Source organism: Dactylosporangium sp. NPDC006015 (genome assembly GCF_040614215.1).
GTDB lineage: Bacteria > Actinomycetota > Actinomycetes > Mycobacteriales > Micromonosporaceae > Dactylosporangium > Dactylosporangium maewongense.
In genome coordinates, this window is record NZ_JBEXUD010000001.1 from 280,602 (window position 1) to 301,850 (window position 21,249).

General features: G+C 71.7%; 17 protein-coding genes. 6 read left to right on the forward strand and 11 right to left on the reverse strand.

The annotated features are described in order from the left end of the window. Window positions 1-50: 50 nt before the first annotated feature. The 3 genes from ABZ321_RS01225 to ABZ321_RS01235 all read right to left on the reverse strand — a co-directional run bounded on the left by ABZ321_RS01225 (window position 51) and on the right by ABZ321_RS01235 (window position 3,397). Window positions 51-1,037: a sugar ABC transporter permease gene (locus ABZ321_RS01225; RefSeq protein WP_344503126.1), complete on the reverse strand. Its 987-nt coding sequence runs from the start codon at window positions 1,035-1,037 to the stop codon at window positions 51-53. Between the two features lie 87 nt (window positions 1,038-1,124). Continuing rightward, window positions 1,125-2,438 carry an extracellular solute-binding protein gene (locus tag ABZ321_RS01230; protein ID WP_344503127.1) on the reverse strand — a complete coding sequence of 438 codons (1,314 nt, stop codon included), beginning with the start codon at window positions 2,436-2,438 and terminating at the stop codon, window positions 1,125-1,127. Between the two features lie 413 nt (window positions 2,439-2,851). Next, the gene (locus ABZ321_RS01235; protein ID WP_344503128.1) at window positions 2,852-3,397 is read right to left on the reverse strand and encodes a plasmid pRiA4b ORF-3 family protein; all 546 of its coding nucleotides are present in this window, start codon (window positions 3,395-3,397) and stop codon (window positions 2,852-2,854) included. Window positions 3,398-3,574: 177 nt separating this feature from the next. Here ABZ321_RS01235 and ABZ321_RS01240 point away from each other — a divergent pair, with 177 nt between their 5' ends. The 6 genes from ABZ321_RS01240 (at window position 3,575) to ABZ321_RS01265 (ending at window position 11,832) form a co-directional block, all read left to right on the forward strand. Beyond that, window positions 3,575-4,291 carry a pyrimidine reductase family protein gene (locus ABZ321_RS01240; protein ID WP_344503129.1) on the forward strand — a complete coding sequence of 239 codons (717 nt, stop codon included), beginning with the start codon at window positions 3,575-3,577 and terminating at the stop codon, window positions 4,289-4,291. A 200-nt stretch (window positions 4,292-4,491) separates the two neighbouring features. After that, entirely contained in the window at window positions 4,492-6,255 is a 1,764-nt protein-coding gene (locus ABZ321_RS01245; protein WP_354888379.1) for an ATP-binding protein, read from the forward strand. 22 nt (window positions 6,256-6,277) lie between these two features. Beyond that, window positions 6,278-7,429, forward strand: a complete 1,152-nt coding sequence (locus ABZ321_RS01250) for an exonuclease SbcCD subunit D C-terminal domain-containing protein (protein ID WP_344503131.1) — start codon at window positions 6,278-6,280, stop codon at window positions 7,427-7,429. A gap of 1 nt (window position 7,430) precedes the next feature. After that, window positions 7,431-9,908 (forward strand): SMC family ATPase, encoded by a 2,478-nt coding sequence (locus ABZ321_RS01255; protein WP_354888382.1) that lies wholly within the window; start codon window positions 7,431-7,433, stop codon window positions 9,906-9,908. After that, window positions 9,905-10,846 carry a hypothetical protein gene (locus ABZ321_RS01260; protein ID WP_344503133.1) on the forward strand — a complete coding sequence of 314 codons (942 nt, stop codon included), beginning with the start codon at window positions 9,905-9,907 and terminating at the stop codon, window positions 10,844-10,846. Before ABZ321_RS01255 ends, ABZ321_RS01260 begins: the two co-directional genes overlap by 4 nt. A 50-nt stretch (window positions 10,847-10,896) precedes the next feature. Beyond that, a complete protein-coding gene (locus ABZ321_RS01265; protein WP_354888961.1) occupies window positions 10,897-11,832 on the forward strand; it encodes a DNA-3-methyladenine glycosylase 2 family protein in 936 nt (311 codons plus the stop codon). Between the two features lie 299 nt (window positions 11,833-12,131). Here ABZ321_RS01265 and ABZ321_RS01270 read toward each other — a convergent pair whose 3' ends face one another. The 8 genes from ABZ321_RS01270 to ABZ321_RS01305 form a co-directional block, all read right to left on the reverse strand. Further along, entirely contained in the window at window positions 12,132-12,563 is a 432-nt protein-coding gene (locus tag ABZ321_RS01270; RefSeq protein ID WP_354888385.1) for a GNAT family N-acetyltransferase, read from the reverse strand. Then, a complete protein-coding gene (locus ABZ321_RS01275) occupies window positions 12,560-13,933 on the reverse strand; it encodes an FAD-dependent oxidoreductase (RefSeq protein WP_354888387.1) in 1,374 nt (457 codons plus the stop codon). Before ABZ321_RS01275 ends, ABZ321_RS01270 begins: the two co-directional genes overlap by 4 nt. A gap of 8 nt (window positions 13,934-13,941) precedes the next feature. Continuing rightward, on the reverse strand, window positions 13,942-15,027 hold the full coding sequence (locus tag ABZ321_RS01280; protein WP_354888390.1) for a hypothetical protein: 1,086 nt from the start codon (window positions 15,025-15,027) through the stop codon (window positions 13,942-13,944). 53 nt (window positions 15,028-15,080) lie between these two features. Next, entirely contained in the window at window positions 15,081-15,545 is a 465-nt protein-coding gene (locus ABZ321_RS01285; RefSeq protein ID WP_354888393.1) for a GNAT family N-acetyltransferase, read from the reverse strand. Between the two features lie 5 nt (window positions 15,546-15,550). Then, window positions 15,551-17,080, reverse strand: coding sequence for a dGTP triphosphohydrolase (gene dgt, locus ABZ321_RS01290; protein ID WP_344503138.1), 1,530 nt, complete (start codon window positions 17,078-17,080; stop codon window positions 15,551-15,553). Beyond that, entirely contained in the window at window positions 17,077-17,979 is a 903-nt protein-coding gene (locus tag ABZ321_RS01295) for a methyltransferase domain-containing protein (RefSeq protein WP_344503139.1), read from the reverse strand. The genes dgt and ABZ321_RS01295 overlap by 4 nt, the downstream gene beginning before the upstream one ends. Window positions 17,980-17,997: 18 nt before the next feature. Further along, the gene (locus ABZ321_RS01300) at window positions 17,998-20,292 is read right to left on the reverse strand and encodes a hypothetical protein (RefSeq protein WP_354888397.1); all 2,295 of its coding nucleotides are present in this window, start codon (window positions 20,290-20,292) and stop codon (window positions 17,998-18,000) included. Window positions 20,293-20,446: 154 nt separating this feature from the next. Continuing rightward, a complete protein-coding gene (locus ABZ321_RS01305) occupies window positions 20,447-21,199 on the reverse strand; it encodes a TetR/AcrR family transcriptional regulator C-terminal domain-containing protein (protein ID WP_354888400.1) in 753 nt (250 codons plus the stop codon). Between the last annotated feature and the right edge of the window lie 50 nt (window positions 21,200-21,249).

Consider the following 21,249-nt stretch of genomic DNA (forward strand, 5'->3'; position numbering starts at 1 on the left):
TGAGCCAAACCTGTCACATGATGAGCGGCCCGAGCCGCTCCGCTGGCCGCTCATGAGGTCTGCCCCTTGACGGATCGGCGCACCAGAGCGAAGTTGATCAGTGCGAAGATCAGAATGATCACGAACAGCAGCCAGGAGATCGCGGCGCCGCGGCCCACGTTGTAGTTGTTCGTGAACGTGGTCTCGTAGATGTACATCGCGACGGTCTGGAACTCGTTGAGCGAGCCACCCTGGATGCGGCCGTAGTTGAACAGCAGCGGCTCGGTGAACAGCTGCATGCCGCCGATCGTCGAGATGATCACGGTGAAGAGGATCGTCGGCTGGATGAGCGGCACGGTGATCCGCCAGAACCGGCGGGCCGCGGACGCGCCGTCCAGCGACGCCGACTCGTACAGCTCCTTCGGGATCGCCTGCATCGCCGCCAGGTAGATGAGGGCGTTGTAGCCGGTCCAGCGCCAGTCGACCATGAACGCGATCGCGGTCCACGACGACCAGCGGTGGTTGCGCCACTCGACGGGGTTCAGGTGCAGGCTCTGCAGCAGCCAGTTCGCCAGGCCGTACCGGTCGGCGAAGATCAGGCCGAAGACGATGCCGACGGCGGCGACCGAGGTGATGTTGGGGATGAGGACACCCATGCGGATCGCGGTGCGGGCCCGCATCTTCTTGTTGAGCCAGCTCGCGATGAGCAGCGCGAAGATGAGCTGCGGCACGGTCGCGACGATGAACAGGCCGAACGTGTTGAAGATGACGATCCAGAAGTGCTCGTCCCAGAGGACCTTGCGGTAGTTCTCGAGCCCGACGAAGCCCGCGTCGCCACCCGTCAGGGTGTTCTTCCGGGTCGACAGGATGGCGGTGTAGACCAGCGGGTACGCGCCGAACACCGCGAACAGGACGAAGAACGGCGCGACGAACAGGTACGGCGACAGTCGCAGGTCGAGCCGCCCGACCCGCACGGAGCGCCGCGACGCTGGTTTCGGTGGCCCGGCGGGGGCGCGCCCGTGGCGAGGCCCGGTGACCTCGCCGACGTTGGTAGCCATGGGGGGTGGATCCCTTCCGATCAACGGGCTATGTGGAGGACGGAGGCGGCGTCAGGTTCGACGCCGCCTCCGCCGTCAACGCATCGGTCAGCCTTCGGCGAGTGCCTTGCTGTCCTTGATGGCCTTGTCCCAGCCCGCCTGGGCGCTCAGCTTGCCCTGCTCGGCGGCCTGCATGGCCGGCTCGAACCCGTTCTCCCACAGCGCCTGGTGCTTCGGGCCGAGGTAGATCGGCTTGAGGTCCTTGGCCGCACCGGCGTAGATCTTGCCGACCGGGGCGTTGTTGAAGTACTCGTTCTTCGCCTCGGTGATCTTCGGGTCGTCCAGCGCGGCGATCGACGAGGGCAGCGGGCCCGCCTCGGCGAACGCGTCCAGGCCACCCTGCTTGCCGGTGATGAACTTGATCAGCTCGAAGGCCTGCTTCTTGTGCTTGCTCTGCTCGGGCACCGCGAGGTAGGAGCCGCCCCAGTTGCCACCCTTACCGGGGATGGTCGCGATGTCCCACTTGTTCTTGCCGGCGTCGCCGGCGCGCTCCTTGATGACACCCGTGTACCACGGCGGGCACGGCACGGTCGCGAACGCGGCGTTCTTGAACGCGGCGTCCCAGTCCGCCTGCCAGCGGGCGAGCTTCGCGGTCAGGCCCTTGGCGGCCATGTCCATGCCCAGGTCGTAGGCGTCCTTGACGGCCTTGTTGGTGTCGCCGATGTACTTGTCGCTCTTGTCGTAGAACCAGCTGTCCGCGTTCTGCATGATGTACGGCTGCATGATGCTCGTCGCCGAGTCGGTCCAGGCGGCGCCGGTGTTCTTCGACTTGAAGATCTCGCCCTGCTTGACGTACTCCTGCCAGGTCGGCCACAGCTTGCTGACCGCGTCGCGGTCAACCGGCAGGCCGGCCTTCTGGAAGAGGTCGGTGCGGTAGCACATCGCCAGGGGGCCGACGTCGGTGCCGAGGCCGACGAGCTTCTTGCCGTCCGCGGTGAAGGCGTTCTTCCACTTGAAGGCCAGGTAGTCCTTCTCCAGCGACGCCGCACCCAGGTCCAGCAGGTTGGCGAAGCCCTTGTTGTCCTTCAGGTACTGCAGCAGCATGCCCTCTTCGAGCATGACCACGTCACTCGCGCCGCTGCCGGCGGAGATCCACTGGGCGAGCTTCGGAGCGAAGTCCTTGGTCTGGCCTTCGTTCTTCACGTCGACCTTGATGTTCGGGTTGGCGGCCTCGAAGTCCTTGACCGCCTGGTTGAAGCCGGGCGTGCCGAAGTAGGACAGCGAGATGGTGACCGGGCCCGTGCCGTCGGCGCTGGGCTCGTCGTCCTTCTTCGCACTGCACGCGGTGGTCATACCGAGGGTAAGACCCACGGCGAGCGTGGCCGCGGCGATCGAACGCAGACGGCGTGAGGTGACGCTCATCCTGACCCCTCTCTCAGGTCGTGATGGGTGTGTGGTGGGGGTGTGATGCATCGACGGCGGACCCGGGTGTGAAGTCCGTCGTTCGGGTGTCGCGGGGTATGGCGGGTCGAGCATTTGAGTGGCCCCGTGGCCGCGGGGTGTGTCACCGGCCACAGCCACGGGAGCGCTCCCATGAGACTGGCGCCTCGTCCGCCAGGTGTCAATGGGGCAGTGGGAGCGTTCCCATTTCGTTACCGCAAGATTTCGACGAGCGGTTTTGTCCGCCTTTACCGCGACATGGTCGCTTCCAGCGCGGCGATCTCAGCGACGGAAGTCAATCCGGGCACGCGGACGCGCGCCATCGACAGCTGTCGTCGCACGACAGTTCCATGAAAGCGTCATGGATCGATGTAATCGATCGACGTTCGTCGGGCTTACGTCATGCGGCGCAGGAGCGTGCTCACCCGGGCGGGATCGAAGGACGTCGGGTCGAAGGAGCGGCCGAGCCACTCGCGCATCGGGGCGTGGTCCGGGTGGTCCGGGTCGGCCAGGACGGCGACCAGGTCGCGGTAGCCCTCGGGCCCGCCCACGTCGTCGGGCGGGCAGCCGCGCTCGCCGGCGGTGCACACCGGGTAGGCCGTGTCCGGATCGGCGGGGAACACGTCCTCGACCGTCAGGTCGTGCTCCCACCAGTCGCCGAAGTCGTAGGTGTACCGCAGGCGGGCGTCCTTCTGGGCGACCGCGTCCAGGCGGGTGTCGAGCTCGTCCCGGACGTCGAGCAGGCCGTCGGGGTCGGGCACCCCGTACTGAACGCCGTCGATGTCGAAGACGTGCAGGTGACGGTCGCCCCAGCCCATCGCGAACTGCACGACACGGTGGACACGGTCGAGGGTGAAGCCGCCCGGGATGAGGACCCGTCGCCACACGGTGGGCTCGACGCCGTCGAGCGTGATGCGGAGTTGGATGATCGCGCGCGCCATGGTGCAGTCATTGTTGACCGAGGCGGTATGGCGGCGCACCCTGAAGTGGTGATCTGTCCTGCGTGTCGGGAGAAACGGCACGCCGACTGCCCCGGCGGCAACCGGTGCGACTGCCAGCACCGCGAGCCGGCGCCCACCCCTCCCGTGACGGGTGCGCCGGGGCCCTAAGGTTGGCTGGTGCAGCAGCTGTACCCGCATCCGGGAGACGTCGACCAGGCAACGCTCGTCGACCTGTACGCGCCGCCGCCGGAGCCCTCCGTGCGGGTGAACTTCGTGGCGAGCCTCGACGGCGCGGGGACGCTCGACGGCAAGTCGGCGGGCCTGTCGGGGCCGGAGGACAAGCGGGTCTTCGGGATCCTGCGGATGCGCTGCGACGCGCTGCTCGTCGGCGCCGGCACGGTCCGCGACGAGGGCTACCGCGCGCTGCGCCTGGACGAGCAGCGGCGGCGGTGGCGCCTGGAGCACGGGCTGAGCGAGTACCCGACCCTGGTCATCGTCTCCGGCCGGGCGGACCTCGACCCCGCACAGCCCGCCCTCGCCGACGCGCCGGTCCGGCCGGTCGTCGTCACGCGGCACGGGACGGACACCGCGCACCTCGAGCCGGTGGCGGACGTCATCCGGGCGGGTGACCACCACGTGGACCTGGCCACGGCGATCGGACGCCTCCGCGCGGACGGCCACGCCCAGATCCTCAGCGAGGGCGGGCCGCGACTGTTCGGGTCGCTCACCGCGGCGGGCCTCGTCGACGAGCTGTGCCTGACGGTGTCGCCGTTGCTCGCCGGCCCCGGAGCGGGCAGGATCACCGCCGGACCCCTGGCACCGACCCCCGAGCACCTCACGCTGCGTCACGCCTTGCTGGCCGATGGTCAGCTGCTGCTGCGGTACGGGCGCTGAACCGAATCCACACCGCTGTCCACAGGCCTGTGGACAAGTGTCCCCAACCTGTGGACGCGCGATCGTCTTGCGACTGTTTTGCGGTGATTTGGCCGTGTGAACGAACGTGAACGCGTCCACAGGTGGGCGTGGTGGCTTCGATCCGCCGGTGGTCTTGGGGCACGATGCACAGGCGAACACATGTACTGGGGGTCGACCGGATGGACGTTACGGACGATACGAAGGACGGGCCGGTCGTCGGCCGGGTCCTCGGCACCGCCGACGCGACCCCGCTCACGTTCTGGGTCGCCGTGAACGACGACGCCTACCTCCAGCTCGACGACGTCGTCGTCACCGAGCGTGAGCTCCCCGGCCAGCCACCGGTGAAGATCGCCGGCGTGGTGACCGCGGTCAGGGCCCGGCACGAGGGCGTCGTGTTCGACTCCGACGTGTTCCTCGTCGCCGACGGCACGCTGCCGGCGACGGTGCAGGAGGCGGCCGAGATCACCACGACCCGCGTCGATCCCGAGGTGTACGTCCCGCCGACCCCCGGCGCCGTCGTCCACCGGGCGCAGGGCGACGCGCGGGCCGGCGCCCTCTACTTCGACCGGATGGACCGCACGATCCCGATGGGCTTCGGCCGGGACGGCGCCGCGATGTTCATCAACGCGGACTTCCTCGACGGCAGCCGCGGCGCCCACGTGTCGATCTCCGGCATCTCCGGGGTGGCGACGAAGACGAGCTTCGCCACGTTCCTGCTCTACTCGGTGTTCCGGTCCGGCGTCCTGGGCGGCGCCGGCGAGACCGCCAACACCCGCGCGCTCATCTTCAACGTCAAGGGCGAGGACCTGCTGTTCCTCGACCACCCCAACAGCCGCCTCGACGCGGCGACGGAGGCCAACTACGCGCGGCTCGGGCTGGTCGCCGGCCCGTTCCCCGACGTGCGGGTCTACGCGCCGCCAAGGGCCGGCGACTCCTCCGGCACGCCGGACGTCAGCAGCCGGCTGACCGGGGTCGACAGCTTCTACTGGACGCTGCAGGAGTTCTGCACCGACCGCCTGCTGCCGTACGTGTTCGCCGACGCGGACGACGAGCGCCAGCAGTACACGATGGTGGTCCACTCGGTCACGGCCCACCTGGCGCGCATCGCGCAGCCCGCGGAGGGCGGCGTCGCCGTCGACGGCACCCGCCTCAACTCGTACGCCGACCTCGTCGACTACCTGGTGGAGCAGCTCAACGACGACGCGACCCGCGGGCAGTGGGCGGGCAGCGCGGTCGGGCTCGGCACGGTCAACGCGTTCGCCCGCCGGTTGATCGGCAGCAAGAAGGACCTGTCCCGGCTGATCCGCGGCGACCTCGCCACCCGCCGGCCGCACGCGGTCAACACCGCCGAGAGCGCCCAGGTGACCGTGGTCGACCTGCACAACCTGCCGGACCGGGCGCAGCGCTTCGTGGTCGGCGTGACGCTGCGCAGCGAGTTCGAGCGCAAGGAGAAGGCGGGCACGGCGAAGCCGCTGCTGTTCGTGGTGCTCGACGAGCTCAACAAGTACGCGCCGCGGGAGGGCACCAGCCCGATCAAGGAGGTGCTGCTCGACATCGCCGAGCGCGGGCGGTCCCTGGGCGTCGTGCTGATCGGCGCGCAGCAGACGGCGAGCGAGGTCGAGCGGCGCATCGTGGCCAACTCCGCGATCCGGGTCGTGGGCCGGCTCGACCCCGCGGAGGCGTCCCGGCCGGAGTACGGGTTCCTGCCCCCGGCCCAGCGCCAGCGGGCCCTGCTCGCCAAGCCCGGCACCATGTTCGTGTCGCAGCCGGAGATCCCGGTGCCGCTGTGCATCGAGTTCCCGTTTCCGTCGTGGGCGACCCGGCCCGCGGAGGCGGGCGCCGCGCCGAGCGCGACGCTGCGCTCGATCGCCCAGGCCAACGACTCGTTCGCGGTCGTCGCGCGGGTCGGCGGCGGCATCACCGACGACGAGATCCCCTTCTAGTCACTGCGAAAGGACTGCACCGGTGCGGATCCTGCACACCTCGGACTGGCACGTCGGCAAGGTCCTCAAAGGACAGTCGCGGGCCAACGACCACATCGCGGCCCTCAAGGCACTCGTCGACGTGGCCGAGGCCGAGCAGCCCGACCTGGTGATCGTCGCCGGGGACCTGTACGACTCGGCGAGCCCGCCCGCCGACGCCACGAAGATCGTCACGCGGGGGCTGTCGGCGCTGCGCAAGACGGGCGCGGACGTCGTCGTCATCGGCGGCAACCACGACAACGGCCAGGCCCTCGACGCGCTCCGGCCGTGGGCGGACGCGGCCGGCATCACCATCCGCGGCGCCCTCACGAAGCCCGAGGAGCTGCTGCTTCCGGGGCGGACGCGGGACGGCGAGGAGTGGCGGCTCGCCGCGCTGCCGTTCGTGTCCCAGCGGTACGCGCTGCGGGCGGCGGAGATGTTCGACCTCAGCGCGGCGGAGAGCGCGCAGAGCTACGCGCACCACATCGGCGGCCTGCTCGCCACCCTCGCCAAGGGGTTCGGGCGCGACACCGTCAACCTGATCACCGGGCACCTCACGGTCATCGGCGCGACGATGGGCGGCGGCGAGCGCGAGGCGCACACCATCATGGGCTACGCCGTGCCCGCGTCGGTCTTCCCGTCCTCGGCGCACTACGTCGCGCTCGGCCACCTGCACCGGGCGCAGACCGTCAACGGGCCCTGCCCGATCCGCTACTGCGGCAGCCCGCTGCCGATCGACTTCGGCGAGGAGGAGAACTTCTCCGCCGTCGCGGTCGTCGACGTGACCACCAGCACCGCGGCGCGGGTCCGCGAGGTGCCCCTGCCGGTCGCGACCCCGCTGCGGACGGTCCGTGGCACGCTCGCCCAGCTGGCCACCCTGGACACTGGTGAGGCGTGGCTGCGGGTGTACGTGTCGGAGCAGCCCCGGGCGGGCCTCCGCGAGGAGGTCCAGGAGCTGCTGCCGAAGGCCCTGGAGGTGCGCATCGACCCGAAGCTGCTGCCCGACCCGAAGGCCGCCGAGCGGGCCGCGGCGCGCGCCGGCCGGTCCGCGGGCGAGCTGTTCGCCGACTACCTCGGCCAGAAGGGCCACGCGGACGACGCCACGGTCAAGCTGTTCCACCAGCTGCACGACGAAGTCCAGGAGGCGAGGAACTGACATGCGGCCCATTCGCTTGGACCTGGACGGGTTCACCGTCTTCCGGCGGCCGACGACGGTCGACTTCACCGACACGGACTTCTTCGCGCTCGTCGGGCCGACCGGCTCCGGCAAGTCGACGATTCTCGACGCGATCACGTTCGCGCTCTACGGCACCGTCCCCCGCTGGGGCGACCGGCGCGCGATCGCCAACGCGCTCGCTCCGTCGGCGACCGAGGCGAGGGTGCGGTTCGTGTTCGAGTCCGCGGGCGTGCGCTACGTCCTCGCCCGGGTCGTGCGCCGCGACGGCAAGGGCGCGGTCAGCACCAAGCACGCCGGCCTGGAGGCGCTCCCGCACGGCTTCGACCTGTCGCGCTTCGACAGCGGGCTCAGCGCCGAGGACATGGGCACCGTGCTCGCCGGCACGCCCATGGAGGTCGACCTGGCGGTGCAGAGCGTGATCGGCCTGCCCTACGAGCAGTTCACCAAGTGCGTGGTGCTGCCGCAGGGCGAGTTCGCGGCGTTCCTGCACGCCAAGCCGGCCGAGCGGCAGAAGATCCTCGTCAATCTGCTGGGTCTCGACGTGTACGGGCAGATCCGCGAGCGCGCGAACCTGCGCGGCAGCGCCGCCGACGCGAAGCTGAAGGTCCTCGGCGAGCAGCTCAGCGGCATGTCAGACGTGGACGACGCGGCCCTCGCCGCGGCGGTCGCGAGGGCGGAGACGCTCCGGGCGCTCGCCGGCGACGTCGACCGGATCGGGCCGCAGCTGGCCGACGCGGCGAAGCTCGCCGTCGCCGCCGCGGCCACGCTCACCGACCTGGACGCCGACATCGACCGGCTGACCCGGCTGCGGGTGCCGGCCGACGCGGGCACCCTGGCGGCGGGCGCGGCGCAGGCCCGCGCCGCGGTCACGGCCGCCGCCGACGCGGTCCGCACCGTGGAGGAGCGGGAGGAGAAGCTGCGCGGCGAGCTGCAGGGCGCCGGCGACCAGACCGCGCTGCGGCGGCTCCTCGACGCGCACGCCGAGCGCGACCGGCTCGCCGGCGAGGCCGTCACCGTCCACGCGACCGTCGCGGCGGCCGAGCAGGAGCACGGGAAGGCCACCGCCGCGCTGGGGGTGGCTCGTACCAAGGCCGCCGACGCGATGGGAGCGCTGGAGGCGGCCAGGGAGGCCTACCAGACCGCGGTCGCCGTCGACCGGGCCACCGCGCTGCGGCCGCACCTGCGGGTCGGCGACGAGTGCCCGGTGTGCACCCAGACCGTGCGGACGCTGCCGGAGACGCCGCTCGAGCCGGCGGTCGCGGCGGCCAAGGCGGCCGGCGACGCCGCCCGCAAGCGCAGCGACGCCGCCGAACGGGTCGTCGCCGACCAGGACAAGATCGTGCGCGACCTCGACCGGGGGCTCGCCGCGGCGCGGGCGCACGCCGAGCAGGTCGACGCCCGGATGTCCACACTGGACCGGGCGCTGGACGGCGCGCCGGCGCCCGACGCCCTACGCCGCGACCTCGACACCATCGCGAAGCTCCACAGTGGACTGGAGAAGGCCGGCGCCGAGGTCCGCAAGGCGCGCGAGGCGCACCGCAGGGCCGCCGGCGCCGCCGACCGGGCCGAGGACCAGCTGCGCGCGGCATGGAAGGCGTTCGACGCGGCCCGCGACGCGCTCGCCGCGTTCGGCCCGCCGCCCGCGGACCGCGACGACCTCGCCGACGCGTGGGCGGCGCTGACCGGCTGGGCCGGCACCGCCGCCGGCGAGCGGCAGGCCCGCCGCCCCGCGGCCGCCGAGGCGGTCCAGGACGCCGAGGCGCGGGTCACCGCGGTCCGCGACGAGCTGCGGGCGCGCTTCGCCGACGCGGGGCTGACCGCGCCCGGCGCCGACCCGGCCCGCGAGGCCGCCGTCGCCGTGGAGCGGGCCGAGGCGGCGCACCGGCGGATCGAGGAGCGGCGCGCCGAGGCCGCCAGGCTGACCGCGCAGCGCGACGAGGTCGCGCGGGAGGCGCAGGTCGCGAAGGCCCTCGCCCAGCACCTGCGGGCCGACCGCTTCGAGCGGTGGCTGCTCGCCGAGGCCCTCGACACGCTCGTCGACGGCGCGTCGCGGACGCTGCGGGAGCTGTCCGGCGGGCAGTACGACCTCGGCCACGAGAAGGGCGAGTTCTACGTCGTCGACCACCACGACGCCGGCCTGCGGCGCGCGGTGCGGACGCTGTCCGGCGGCGAGACGTTCCAGGCGTCCCTCGCCCTCGCCCTCGCCCTGTCGGAGCAGCTGGCCGGCCTGTCGACGGCGTCGGCGAGCCTCGAGTCGATCGTCCTCGACGAAGGCTTCGGCACCCTTGACCAGTCCACATTGGACACCGTCGCGGCGACCCTGGAGGCCCTCGCCGCACGCGGCGACCGGATGGTCGGCGTCGTCACGCACGTCGGCGCGCTCGCCGAGCGCATCCCCGTCAGGTTCGAGGTGCGCAGGGACGCGCGCACCGCCCGGGTGGAACGGGTCGGACTGTGAAGTTTCACGTCGACGCGTGGGACCCGTCCTACGGGGTGGCGTTCGAGGCCGCCGCCGCGGACGGTCCGCAGGCCCAGAGCAGCGCGCAGATCCAGCCCGACGTCGAGCTGCCCGCCCAGGCCTGGCGGGGCGTCGACGCGCCCGCCGGGCTGCGGCCGCCCGGCACCGTCCTCGTCGTCGACGGCGTCCAGCGCATCGACGCGCGGGTCTGGGCCACCGACGACGACGGCGTCACGTACCCCGGCGTCGCCGCCTCCTACGCGGCCGGCGTCGTGCGCTGCGACCTCGACCGGGGCGCCGCCGCGATCGCCACGACCCGCATCGAGCGCGGCCTGTTCACCCCGTTCGAGCTGGCCCCGCCCCTGGTCACCGGCGCCGTCCGCTACCCGGCGATCCGGGTCTCCCGGGGCGAGCCGAAGGACCTGGCGCTGGGCGTACAGCGGCACATGCGGGCACTGGAGGTCGGCGTGTCCGGCGAGGAGCGCGACGACGGCGACCTGCTCATCGTCGACGGCCCGCTGCAGGAGCGCGCGCACCTGCCCCGCGCCCTGGGCTACATCAAGACCCACCGCGTCGAGTACCTGCCGGCGGAGCTGACCGCCGTCGTCACCGGGCTGCGCGGCGGCCAGCGCTCCCCCGTGTTCCTCCTCGGCACCTCGTGGCACCGGTTCGCCTGGTACCTGCGGCTGCCGGGACCGGAAGGGTCGCCGTGGGCGGGCATCGTGCGGGCCGAGTGCTCCGCCGACCTGCTCCCCGCCGACGCGATCGCCCTCGCGCACCTGTCGGCGGTCACCCTCCCCCGCTTCGCCTCCAGCGCCTACAAGGACCCGCGGGCCCCGCAGAACCTCATCCCGATCGCAGGCCTGGAGCGTAAGCTGCGCGCCATGCTCGGCGACGCCCGCCTCCTGCACCGCGCCCTCGCCAAGGCCGCCCGGTGAGGACGTTCGACTGCCCGCCCCGCTACGACCTGGCGGGGACGCTGCGCGGCCTGTGCCTCATCAACGGCGACCCGACGCTGTCCGTCGGCGCGCGGGAGGGCTGGTTCGCCACCCGTACACCCGACGGCCCGGGCACACTCCAGCTGACGCTCACGGGAACCTCGCCGGTCGCTGGTTCCTCGCCGGTCGCTGGTTCCTCGCCGGCCGCTGGTTCCTCGCCGGTCGCTGGTTCCTCGCCGGCCGCTGGTTCCTCGCTGGTCGCGACCGCCTACGGCCCGGGCGCCGACTGGCTCCTCGACCGTGCCGACGCCGTGGCCGGGCTCCGGGACGACCTCACCGGCTTCCTCGACCTCGCCCGTCAGCACCCGCTCCTGCACCGCCTCGCCCGCGAGCACTCGGGCCTGCGCATCGGCGCGACCGGCCGGGTCTTCCACCACCTGGTCCCGGCCGTCCTCGGCCAGAAGGTCACCGGCAAGGAGGCCCGCGACGGCTACGTGCGCCTCCTGCGCCACTTCAGCACCGACCCCGCCCCCGGCCCCCATCCCCGGCTCCGCCTGCCCCCTCCACCCGAGGCGATCGCCGCCGCGCCCTACTGGGTGTTCCACCCCTTCGGCATCGAACAGAAACGCGCCGACGCCCTGCGCCGCGTCGCCGCCGAAGCATCCCGCCTGGAGCGCTGCACCACCGCCGCCGACGCCGTCGCGCGGCTGCTCACCATCCGCGGCATCGGCCCCTGGACCGCCGCCGAGGTCACCCGCGCCGCCTACGGCGACCCCGACGCCGTCTCCGTCGGCGACTACCACATCAAGAACGTCGTGGCCTACGCCCTGACCGGTGCGGCCCGCGGCACCGACGAGCACATGCTGGAGCTGCTCGCCCCGTACGCCGGCCACCGCGGCCGCGTCTGCGGCCTGCTGGCCGCCGCGGGCATCACCGCCCCCAAGTTCGGCCCCCGCATGCCCCTACGCAGCTTCGCCCGCTTCTGACCTAGCTGTGTGCCCCTCCCCATGATCCGGAAGACTTTGTGTCGTCATAGCAGCACAAAGTCTTCCGGATCACGGAAACCGCGCCGACGACAACCACCTTCCAAACCGCTGTCCTCTACGGCTAGATTACCCGGGGCAGCCCGCCGGCGATCGCTTGGCTCGCGGTGGCATGCCGGTCAACTCGCAGCACAATCTCAGCCGAGCGGCCACCCACCGCCCACTCCCCATGATCCGGAAGAGTTCGTGTCGCCAGAGCAGCACAAAGTCTTCCGGATCATGAGGATCTGCCGGCAGCTCGGTCAGGTTCGGCGCATGGTGATGTGTTCGATGCCGTCCTCGAGGTAGGGGGTGCCTGTGGCGACGAAGCCGAACCGTTCGTACACGCGGACGGCCGTCGTCTGGGCGTCCAGAACCGCGGGGCGGGGGCCGATCAGGGCGACCGCCTCGGCGAGAAGGCGGGCGGCGAGGCCCTGGCCCCGGTGGGTGGCGGCGGTGACCACGCGGCCGATGCGGGCGGTGCCGTCCGGGTCGGTGAGGACGCGCAGGCAGGCGGTGACGGCGCCGGCGGGGTCGCTGAGCCAGATGTGGACGGTGGCGGGTTCGGTGTCGCGGCCGTCCAGCTCGGGGTAGGGGGACGCCTGCTCGACGACGAAGACGTCGCTGCGGAGGCGGAGGATGGCGTACAGGGTGAAGACGTCCAACGAGGCGAAGGGCGCGCTGTGGATGATCACGGCCTGAGCCTAGCCAGCTGCTCGGCGGTCTTGCGGGCGGCGATGAGGACGGGGTCCCAGACCGGGGCGAAGGGCGGGGCGTAGGAGAGGTCCAGGCCGGTCATCTCCTCGACGGTCATGCCGTGCCAGAGGGCGACGGCGAGGGCGTCGATACGCTTCGCGGCGCCTTCCTGGCCGACGATCTGGGCGCCCAGGAGGCGGCCGGTGGTGCGTTCGGCGATCAGCTTCGTGGTGATGGGGAGGGCCCCGGGGAAGTAGCCGGCGCGGGTGGTCGACTCGGTGACGGCGGAGAACACCTCGAAGCCCGCACCCAAAGCCTCGGCGGTGGTGAGGCCGGTGCGGGCGACCTCGTGCGAGCAGATCTTCGACGCGGCGGTGCCGACGACGCCGGGGAAGGTGGCGTAGCCGCCGCCGATGTTGATGCCGGCGGCGCGGCCCTGCTTGTTGGCGTGGGTGCCGAGGGCGATCGCGGTAGGGCGCTGCGAGATCAGGTGGTGCACCTCGACGCAGTCGCCGGCGGCCCAGACGCCCTCCGCGGACGTGCGCTGGCGGCGGTCGACGACGATGCCGCCGGACGCGCCGACCGCGATGCCCGCGTCGGCCGCGAGGGCGCTGTTGGGTTTCGTACCGAGGCCGAGAATGACGACGTCGGCCGGCAGCGTCCCGGCGTCGGTGCGGACCGCGGTGACCCGGCCGGCGTCCGACGAGAAGCCCGAGAGGCGGCACGACAGCCGCAGGTCGACGCCGAGGTCGCGCAGCGCGTTCGCGACGAGGCCGGCCATGTCGGGGTCGAGGGTGCGCATGGGCTGGTCGGCGGCGTCGATGAGGGTGACCTCCAGACCGCGGCGGATCATCGCCTCCGCCATCTCGAGGCCGATGTACCCGGCACCGACGACCACCGCGCGCTTCGGCGCACGGTCCTCCAGGAACGACAGCAGCCGGATGCCGTCCTCCAGCGTCTGTACGCCGTGGATGCCGGCCGCGTCGGCGCCCGGGACGTCGGGGCGGGCCGGCACGCCGCCGGTGGCGATGACGAGCTGGTCGAAGGGTTCGTCGTAGGTGCGCTCCCCGGACCGGACGGTCACGGAGCGGGAGGGCAGCGAGATCCCCACGACCTCGCAGCCGAGGCGCAGGTCGATGTCGAGCTTGCGGAACTCCTCGGGCGTACGGGCGACCAGGTCGTCCGGCGTGGAGACGTCGCCGGCCACCAGGTACGGGATGCCGCACGCCGAATAGGAGACGTGCTGCCCCTTCTCGAACGCCACGATCCGCAGGTCGGCGGCGGGTCGGCGGCGGCGGGCCTGCGAGGCGGCGCTCATCCCTGCGGCGTCGCCGCCGATGACGACCAGACGTTCCAGTGAAGCGGTCACCAGATCATTTAATCGTGTTTGTCCGGCGCGGGGATCGGCGCGCCGGTGTCGTCCCAGACGTTTCCGGAATTGGCGCTCAGCGTGGTCTGCGTACTGATGAGAATGGGGCAGACGTATCTGGTGTTGCGGCCGAAGCGGTTGTTCACCACGGCGATGCCGGTCATCGGGGTGGGGCCGCCGCCGCGGTGGGCGAAGTTGAGCACGCAGGAGCCGCCGTCGAGCCAGTTGTTCTCGACGCGCACGTCACCGCTGGCGCCGCCCTCCTGCGTGATCTGGAAGGCGGCGTTGGCTTCGGCGCCCGGGTAGAGCACGTTGTGCCGCAACGTGATGCGGCGCTTGCCGCGGGTGTCGACGGCGTCGTTGACGGTCGCGCCCGGGGCGCCGGTGCTGAAGAACGTCAGGTCGTGGATCCAGGAGTCCTGGATGACGACGTCGTTGCCGGCCTTCACGCCGTCGACGGTGCCGTGGATGTTGACCCGGGTCAGGGTCGTGGCGGTGGCCCACACGCCGTCGAGGCACGCGTTGGGGCTGGCCGGGGCGATCTCGACGTCCTCGATGACCGCGCTGCCGACGACCTCGATCACGGCGGCCGAGCAGCGCGCCGCCCCGCCCCGCACGATCGAGTTGCGGATCGTCACGTTCTTCCCGGTGATGCGGACGTACCCGCGGATGTCGGCGTTCGAGACCACGGCGTTGTCGACGGACAGCGTCTGGTCGCCCGTGAGCACGGTCAGCGCCGTGCCGGCGATCACGCCGGTGTTGCCGGCGGCGGGCTTCCCACCGCCCCGCGACACGACCCTCGGCACGGCGGACGGCGACGCGCCGGCCGACACCGACGGTGACGGGGACCGGGACGCCGAGGGCGACGTCGAGGCACCGGAGCCGGGCAGCCCCGCCCGCTCCGCGGAGCGGCGCTCCTCGGGGGTCAGGCCGTCCACTGATGCCCGGCGATCGGGCTGCGTCAACGGATACACCATGATCGCCGTCAGTGTCACCGTCACGACGCCGGCGACCGCGACGCCGATCGGCCCCCAGTGAAAGCGGCGCCAGTCCACGCGTCGCCCAGTCGCCGGAAGATCACTCTCGGTGGTCACTGACCCTTTCTAGTGGTACCAGAGTGACGTTGTCCACCTATTGATGCGTGTGTTTACGGAAGTGTCTTCGACATCTGCCGCGAAGTCGTCTCGAACCCCAACGATTCGTACAGGCGCAGCGCCCCCGGGTTGTGACCGAAGACGTTGAGGCCGACCCGGGTCACGCCGCGGGCGCGCAGTTCCTCCTCGGCGGCGAGCATCAGCGCCCGGCCGTGGCCGCGGCGGCGGTGCGCATCCTCGACGGAGATCTCGTAGATCCACGCCTGCGCCCGGTCGGGCGTCGGCAGCCCGATCCACAGGTGCCCGACCACGTCGCCGTCCACGACGCCCGCGTAGAGCAGGTGCCCCTCGGTGGCGAGGCCGTCGGGCAGCCACGTCGCGAACTGCCGCTCGATCCGTGCCTCGACCTCGGCCGGGGAGCCGCGCCCCGCCTGCACCTCGTCGAGCGCATAGGCCGCCTTCAGCGCGGCGATGAAGGACGTGAACTCGGACGGGGTGAGCGGGCGCAGCGTGAGCATGACGCTCACAATACGAAGGCGTCCGTCCACAGCTGCCGCGACCGCCCGGACAGCGCGTCGAGCAGCCCGACCGCCTGCCCGTCGGTGAGCGCCGCCACGAAGTCGACGATCGCCCGGCCGCGGGCCATCGCCATCCGGTCCAGATCCCCCGAGGCGAGACCGTAGTCGGCCGCGGTCAGGTCGCGGACCTCCGCATACGCCATGTCGACCAGGTCGTGCAGCCGCCGCGGCAGCCGCGCCGCCTCGTCGGGGTCGACCAGCCACGCGTGCAGCGCCTCGACGAGCGCGCTCAGCAGCCGGGCCTGCCCCCGCTGGTGCAGCGCCAGGTCGGGCCGCTCCAGGACGAACCGGTGGTGCACGAACTTCAGCACCTGCACCTCGTGCCACTGCGCGGTGCCGAGCGCGACGTGCCCGGCGCGCATCGGCGGGTCCGGGAGCACGTTGATGGCGTCGATGAGCCGCCGCGTCCAGCGGGCCGAGAAACGCGCGACGCCCTGCTCCGCCTCGATCGAGCCGTCGAACGGCGCCGCGAGCAGCCCGTCGACGAGCTCGTGCCGCACGTGCTCGACGGCCGCCCAGAACGCGTCGTCGTCGCTGATCCAGCCGTCCTTGCGGAACAGGTCGCGGCGCAGCAGCTCCACCGAGTGCCCCGGCCGGCGGGCGGAGCCACGGAGCTCGGCGAGGCTGAGGTCGGACGAGCGCAGCGCGGTCGCGTCGCGCTGCCACGCCATCAGCTCGGTGGCGACGGCGCCCTGCTGCAGGACCCCGACCCGGTGGAAGTCCTCGAGGTCGTGGATGGCGTAGGCGATGTCGTCGGCGGTGTCCATCACGGACGCCTCCGCGGTCTGCTGCCACTGCGCGAGCAGCCCGTCGAACGGCGCGCGGGCCTGGCGCAGGTCGGCGAGCTCGGTCACGTAGGCGCCGAACTTCAGCGACCCCGCCGAGGGGTCCTCCGGGTCCACCCCGGCACCACGAGGTGTCGGACGCATCAGGTGTACGTGTGGCGAAGGGTAGGTCCGCCGGGTCCACGGGTACTTCGCCATCGCTGCCCGGACCGCGGCGGTGAGGTCCAGCCCGACGGTCGAGCCGCTGATCTCGGTGCTCGTCACGATGCGGTACGACTGCGCGTTGCCCTCGAACCCGTCCGGCAGCCCCAGCCGCTGCCGGGCGAGCCGGTCCAGGACCCGCTCGCCGAGGTGCCCGAACGGCGGGTGCCCGAGGTCGTGCGCGAGCGCCGCCGCCTCCACGACGTCGGCGTCGCAGCCGCCGAGCTTGTCCAGCAGCGGCTGTGCCCCGCACTGGGGCGAGCACAGCCGCTCCACGATGCCGCGGGCGACGCTCGCGACCTTGAGGCTGTGGGTGAGCCGGTTGTGCACCAGCAGCCCCGACCCGCCCGGGCTGATCACCTGGGTGACGCCGCCGAGGCGGGCGAAGAACGGGGACGCGACGATCCGGTCCCGGTCCGCGCGGAACGGGTTGCCGGTCAGGTCCCCGGAGGAGGGGCCCCGGCCGCCGAAAAGTCGCGACTCCCTCATGCCGGCTTGCGGACCTCGATGACGAAGCCGCTCGCGGTCACCGCGGCCGCCGGGTGGTGCGCCAGCAGCAGGTCGAGGAGCTTCAGCGGGGACAGGATCCAGGTGAGGGGCAGGATCGCCCGGTACAGCCGCATGCTGCCGAACGACAGCAGCATCGCCAGCCACTCCTGCAGCGTCCACAGCATGCCGGACGTGGGGCCGGCGCCGACCTTGACGCTGAGGACCTCGAACTGCGGGAACTGCTCGCGCAGCCCGACCTCGGTGTAGCGCTGGAAGTCGTACGGCGAGGCGTGGAACGGCTGCATGAACGGCACGAACACGAGCATCCGGCCGCCGGGGCGCAGCACGCGGTGCATCTCGGCGATGTGCGCCGCCGGGTCGGGCACGTGCTCCAGGACGGCGATGCTGATCCCGCCGGCGAGGCTGCCCTCGGCCAGCGGCAGGCGCCGCAGGTCGGTGACGATGTCGACGTTGGGGTAGGTGCCGCCGTCCATGCAGATGACCCGCTGGTCGCGGCGGTGCGTGCCGCAGCCGAAGTCGGCGACGAGGTCGTGCTCCAGGTTGAAGCTGCGCAGGAACGGCATGATCAGGTTGCGGTCCATGACCGGCGACAGCACCTTGATCGCCGTCGGGTACACCTTGTTGAACCGCTTCTTGACGTGCTCCTTGATCCGGTTCAGCGCGTCGGCGGTGAGCTCCTCGGAGTCGAACCCGCCGAACTTCAGCTGACCACTTCCGTTTTTCCAGAGGCGCTTGCCCGTGTGACCGCAGGCCGCGCAGGCGACGATCTCGCCGCCATCGAGCTGTAACGGTGCGTGACAGGCGGGGCAGGCGAGCACCTGTGCCAGGCGGGCCTGGCGGCCCGCGGCGGTCGGCTCCATCGCGGGGGCGTCAGTCACAGTGTCGTTCATCATCCCTCAGCGGATCTCGTAGACAGCGATCTTCCCTGCACGGTGCCTGAGCTGCGCGAACTCACCAAGCGACGGCGAGGCTGAGACTGCGGAGGGGTCCGAGGCCTCGAGGACGAACAGCCACCGCACACCATACTGGTCGCGCAGCTTGTCGATCGTCGCCGCCGACGGCGAAATGAACGCCGCGTCGTTGTCGGAGAGCAGCTGCTGGTTCCAGTACGGCACGACCACGTCGTTCACGCCGATCTCGGCGGCCACCTCATGGGCACGGCTCGTGAATCCCCAGCCTTCGATGAGGAAGCGGCGCTCACTGTACGCAGCGAAGGCGAAATGCCGGTTGTCGCACTGGGTGGGGTTCTCGCCGGCGAGGACGAAGCAGTGCGCGTTCGTGGCGACCAGGTCGTCGGGGCCGGAGTGGTCACGCAGCCACCGCCCGGCCTGCATCGTGCCCGCCGGGATGAACTGCTGGTACTGGTTGATGTCGCGCCAGCCGGTGTCCTCGGCCTGGCGGGTCGTCTCGTGCAGGTGCAGCGGCGTCGTGACCAGGCAGACGCCGGCCAGCAGGCTGACGACGACGGTGCCCTTGGCCGGGAAGGACGAGCGGATCACGAGCAGCACGGCGATGCCGAGCAGCCCGAACACCGCCGCATACGGCCAGACGAGGTAGAACGCGCTCTTGGCGGAGCTGCCGGCGCGGGCCGCCGTGGGGACCCACGTCTGGCCGAGCTGGTGGATCACGATCAGGCTCGCGGCGCCGACGGCGATCGCGCCGTACACCCAGGTCAGCATCCGCCGGGTGGGCACGCCGGACGGCGTGATCATCGCCAGGCCGACCACCGCCGCGAGCGACAGGTACGGGCGGCCGGAGACCATGAACCACCCCTCGGCGCCGCCCTCGTGCCCGAAGACGAACAGCGCGCCGATGCCGGACAGGCCGATCCCGAGCACCAGGACGACCGGCTCGGCTGGAATCTGCAGGTCGGGACGGCGGCGCCACACGAACCGCGTCAGCCCGACCAGGCCCGGCCAGATGCAGGCCCAGCAGGCGACCGTGATCGCCGCGACCAGCAGCAGCCGCAGCAGCCCGGCCTGGCCAGGCACCGCGAACTTGGCCGTGAAAGGCGCGCCGGAGATCTGGGCGAAGTGCAGCGGGTCGATCGCCAGGCCCTGCGCCGCCCCGCCGAACAGGACGAACTGCGCGAACAGCAGCGCGAGGAACGCGACGCCTGCGACGATCAGCGCGGGCGGGCGGACCTGGCGACGGACCAGCAGGCGCACCGCGATGACCAGGAGCACGCCGGCGAGCAGCATGGGCAGGAACGTCGCCTTGCCTCCGGTGATCGCCGCCATCAGCAGGGCCACCAGCAGCCAGCGCTTCCGGTTGCTCTCCGTGAGCACGTCCACCAGCACGAGTACGAGCGCGGCGAACAGAATCGCGCCGAACGTCTGTGTCGGGCTCGTCCACAGCTGGGCGCGCAGCGACGAGCCGTCCTCGTAGACGTTGGTGCCGTAGGCGGAGAACCACGTGTTCAGCGGCCACTGGTACGGCGTCGGGGTGAGCACGAAGAAGGTGATGACCACGGCGGCCGCCCCGCACCACCACTGGCCGGTGAGCCGCTTGCCGAGGACGGCCATCAACACCAGCAGCCCGAGGATCATCGGCAGCGGCGACAGGCGCAGCAGCAGGACCTCCGGCTCGATCCCGGTGATCCAGGAGGTGGAGGCCATCTCGGCGTAGACGAACCAGTGGTAGAGCACCGGCTGCTCCGGCAGCCACGGCGAGGCGAGCGGCATGTGGTGCTTGGCGTCACCGAGCAGCGCCAGGTGGAACGGGGAGTCGATGTCGGGGCTCAGCGAGCCGGGCTCGACCAGACCGTGCGTGCGGAAGAACCGGATGATGCTCCAGTAGAAGAGCACCAGCCCGCCGCCCGACAGGATCGCCGAGAACCAGAACGGCGTCTTCTCATCGGCGCGGTCGGTGCCACGCCAGTAGCGCCGCAGTTTCGGCACGAGCAGGAAGACCACGATCGTCGCGACCGGCCATGCGGCCGTCAGCAGGGGCACGCCGATCCACCTGGCGGCGATGTAGGTCATCACCTCGCACGAGTAGCCGACGGCGAGACCCGCCGCGACGTCTTCGACGAGCCAGCCGGACCGGCCGCGGACCGCCCGCCAGAGCAGCATGCCCGGCAGTGCGATCCCGAGGGCGACGTAGCCGGCGAAGATCGCCGTCGTCCAGACCGGGACCCCGTAGAACCGCAGTCCGATGATGATCAGAACACCGAGCGTGACAGGCGGCACCCAGGCGGGCGGCCTTCGCCGGGCGCGGGCTGGCGAAGGTGTCGCCGACGTCGGCTGTTCCACGGTTACCGCCACATGCTCCGCCGTTCTCCCGAGATGACCGTCGCACATTATCAACGCTTACAGGGAGCACCCGTTTCGCGGCATCCTGCGGTCAGCAGGTGTCCCCGGCGCACCTTCGGTCGATCAGGGTCTGGATGCCGTCCATGACGCGCGCCAGGCCGAACTCGAAGTCGGTGTCCGGCGTCTCGTCGGGCACGTCGAGTATGCCGGTCGCGAGAAGCCTGCCGATCGCGGGGAACCGCTGGGGGTCGGCCAGCCTGCCGAGCAGCTGGCCATAGGTCAGCATCGCCTCGTCGGCGGTCGTCCCCGACGCCTGCGCCGCCGCGGTGATGTCGGCGGTCAGCAGCGCCCAGCTCCGGGTGATGCCGCTCACCGTCATGATCGTGGAGAGCTTCTCGTGCTCCTCGAGGGGCGTTTCCGCCAGCACCGCGAGGCCGTGGTCCATCCAGGCGACGTGGTTGGGCGTCAGCGGCGGCGAGGTGATCGGCACCCGCACCATCCACGGCTGGCGGCGCAGGATCTCCAGGTGCGCGCGGGCGAAGCGCAGCATCCCCTCCCGCCAGCCCTCGCCCGGCGGCATCGGCGGCGGGTGGCCGACCGCGGCGTCGACCATCAGGTCGAGCAGCTCGTTCTTCGCGGCGACGTAGCGGTACAGCGACATCGTGGCCGCACCGAGCTCGGCCGCCACCCGGCTCATCGACACCGCGCCGAGGCCCTCCGCCGCGGCCACCTGCACGCCCGCGGCGACGATCCGATCCAGCGTCAGCCCAGGTCGCGGCCCCTTGCCGGGCCGGGCGCGCAGGCCCCAGGCGACGGCCAGGCTCGAGGGCAGTTCCTTCTCCATTGACCCAGATCCTACTTCTGCGTATAACTTACGCAGTAGTGCGTACGACA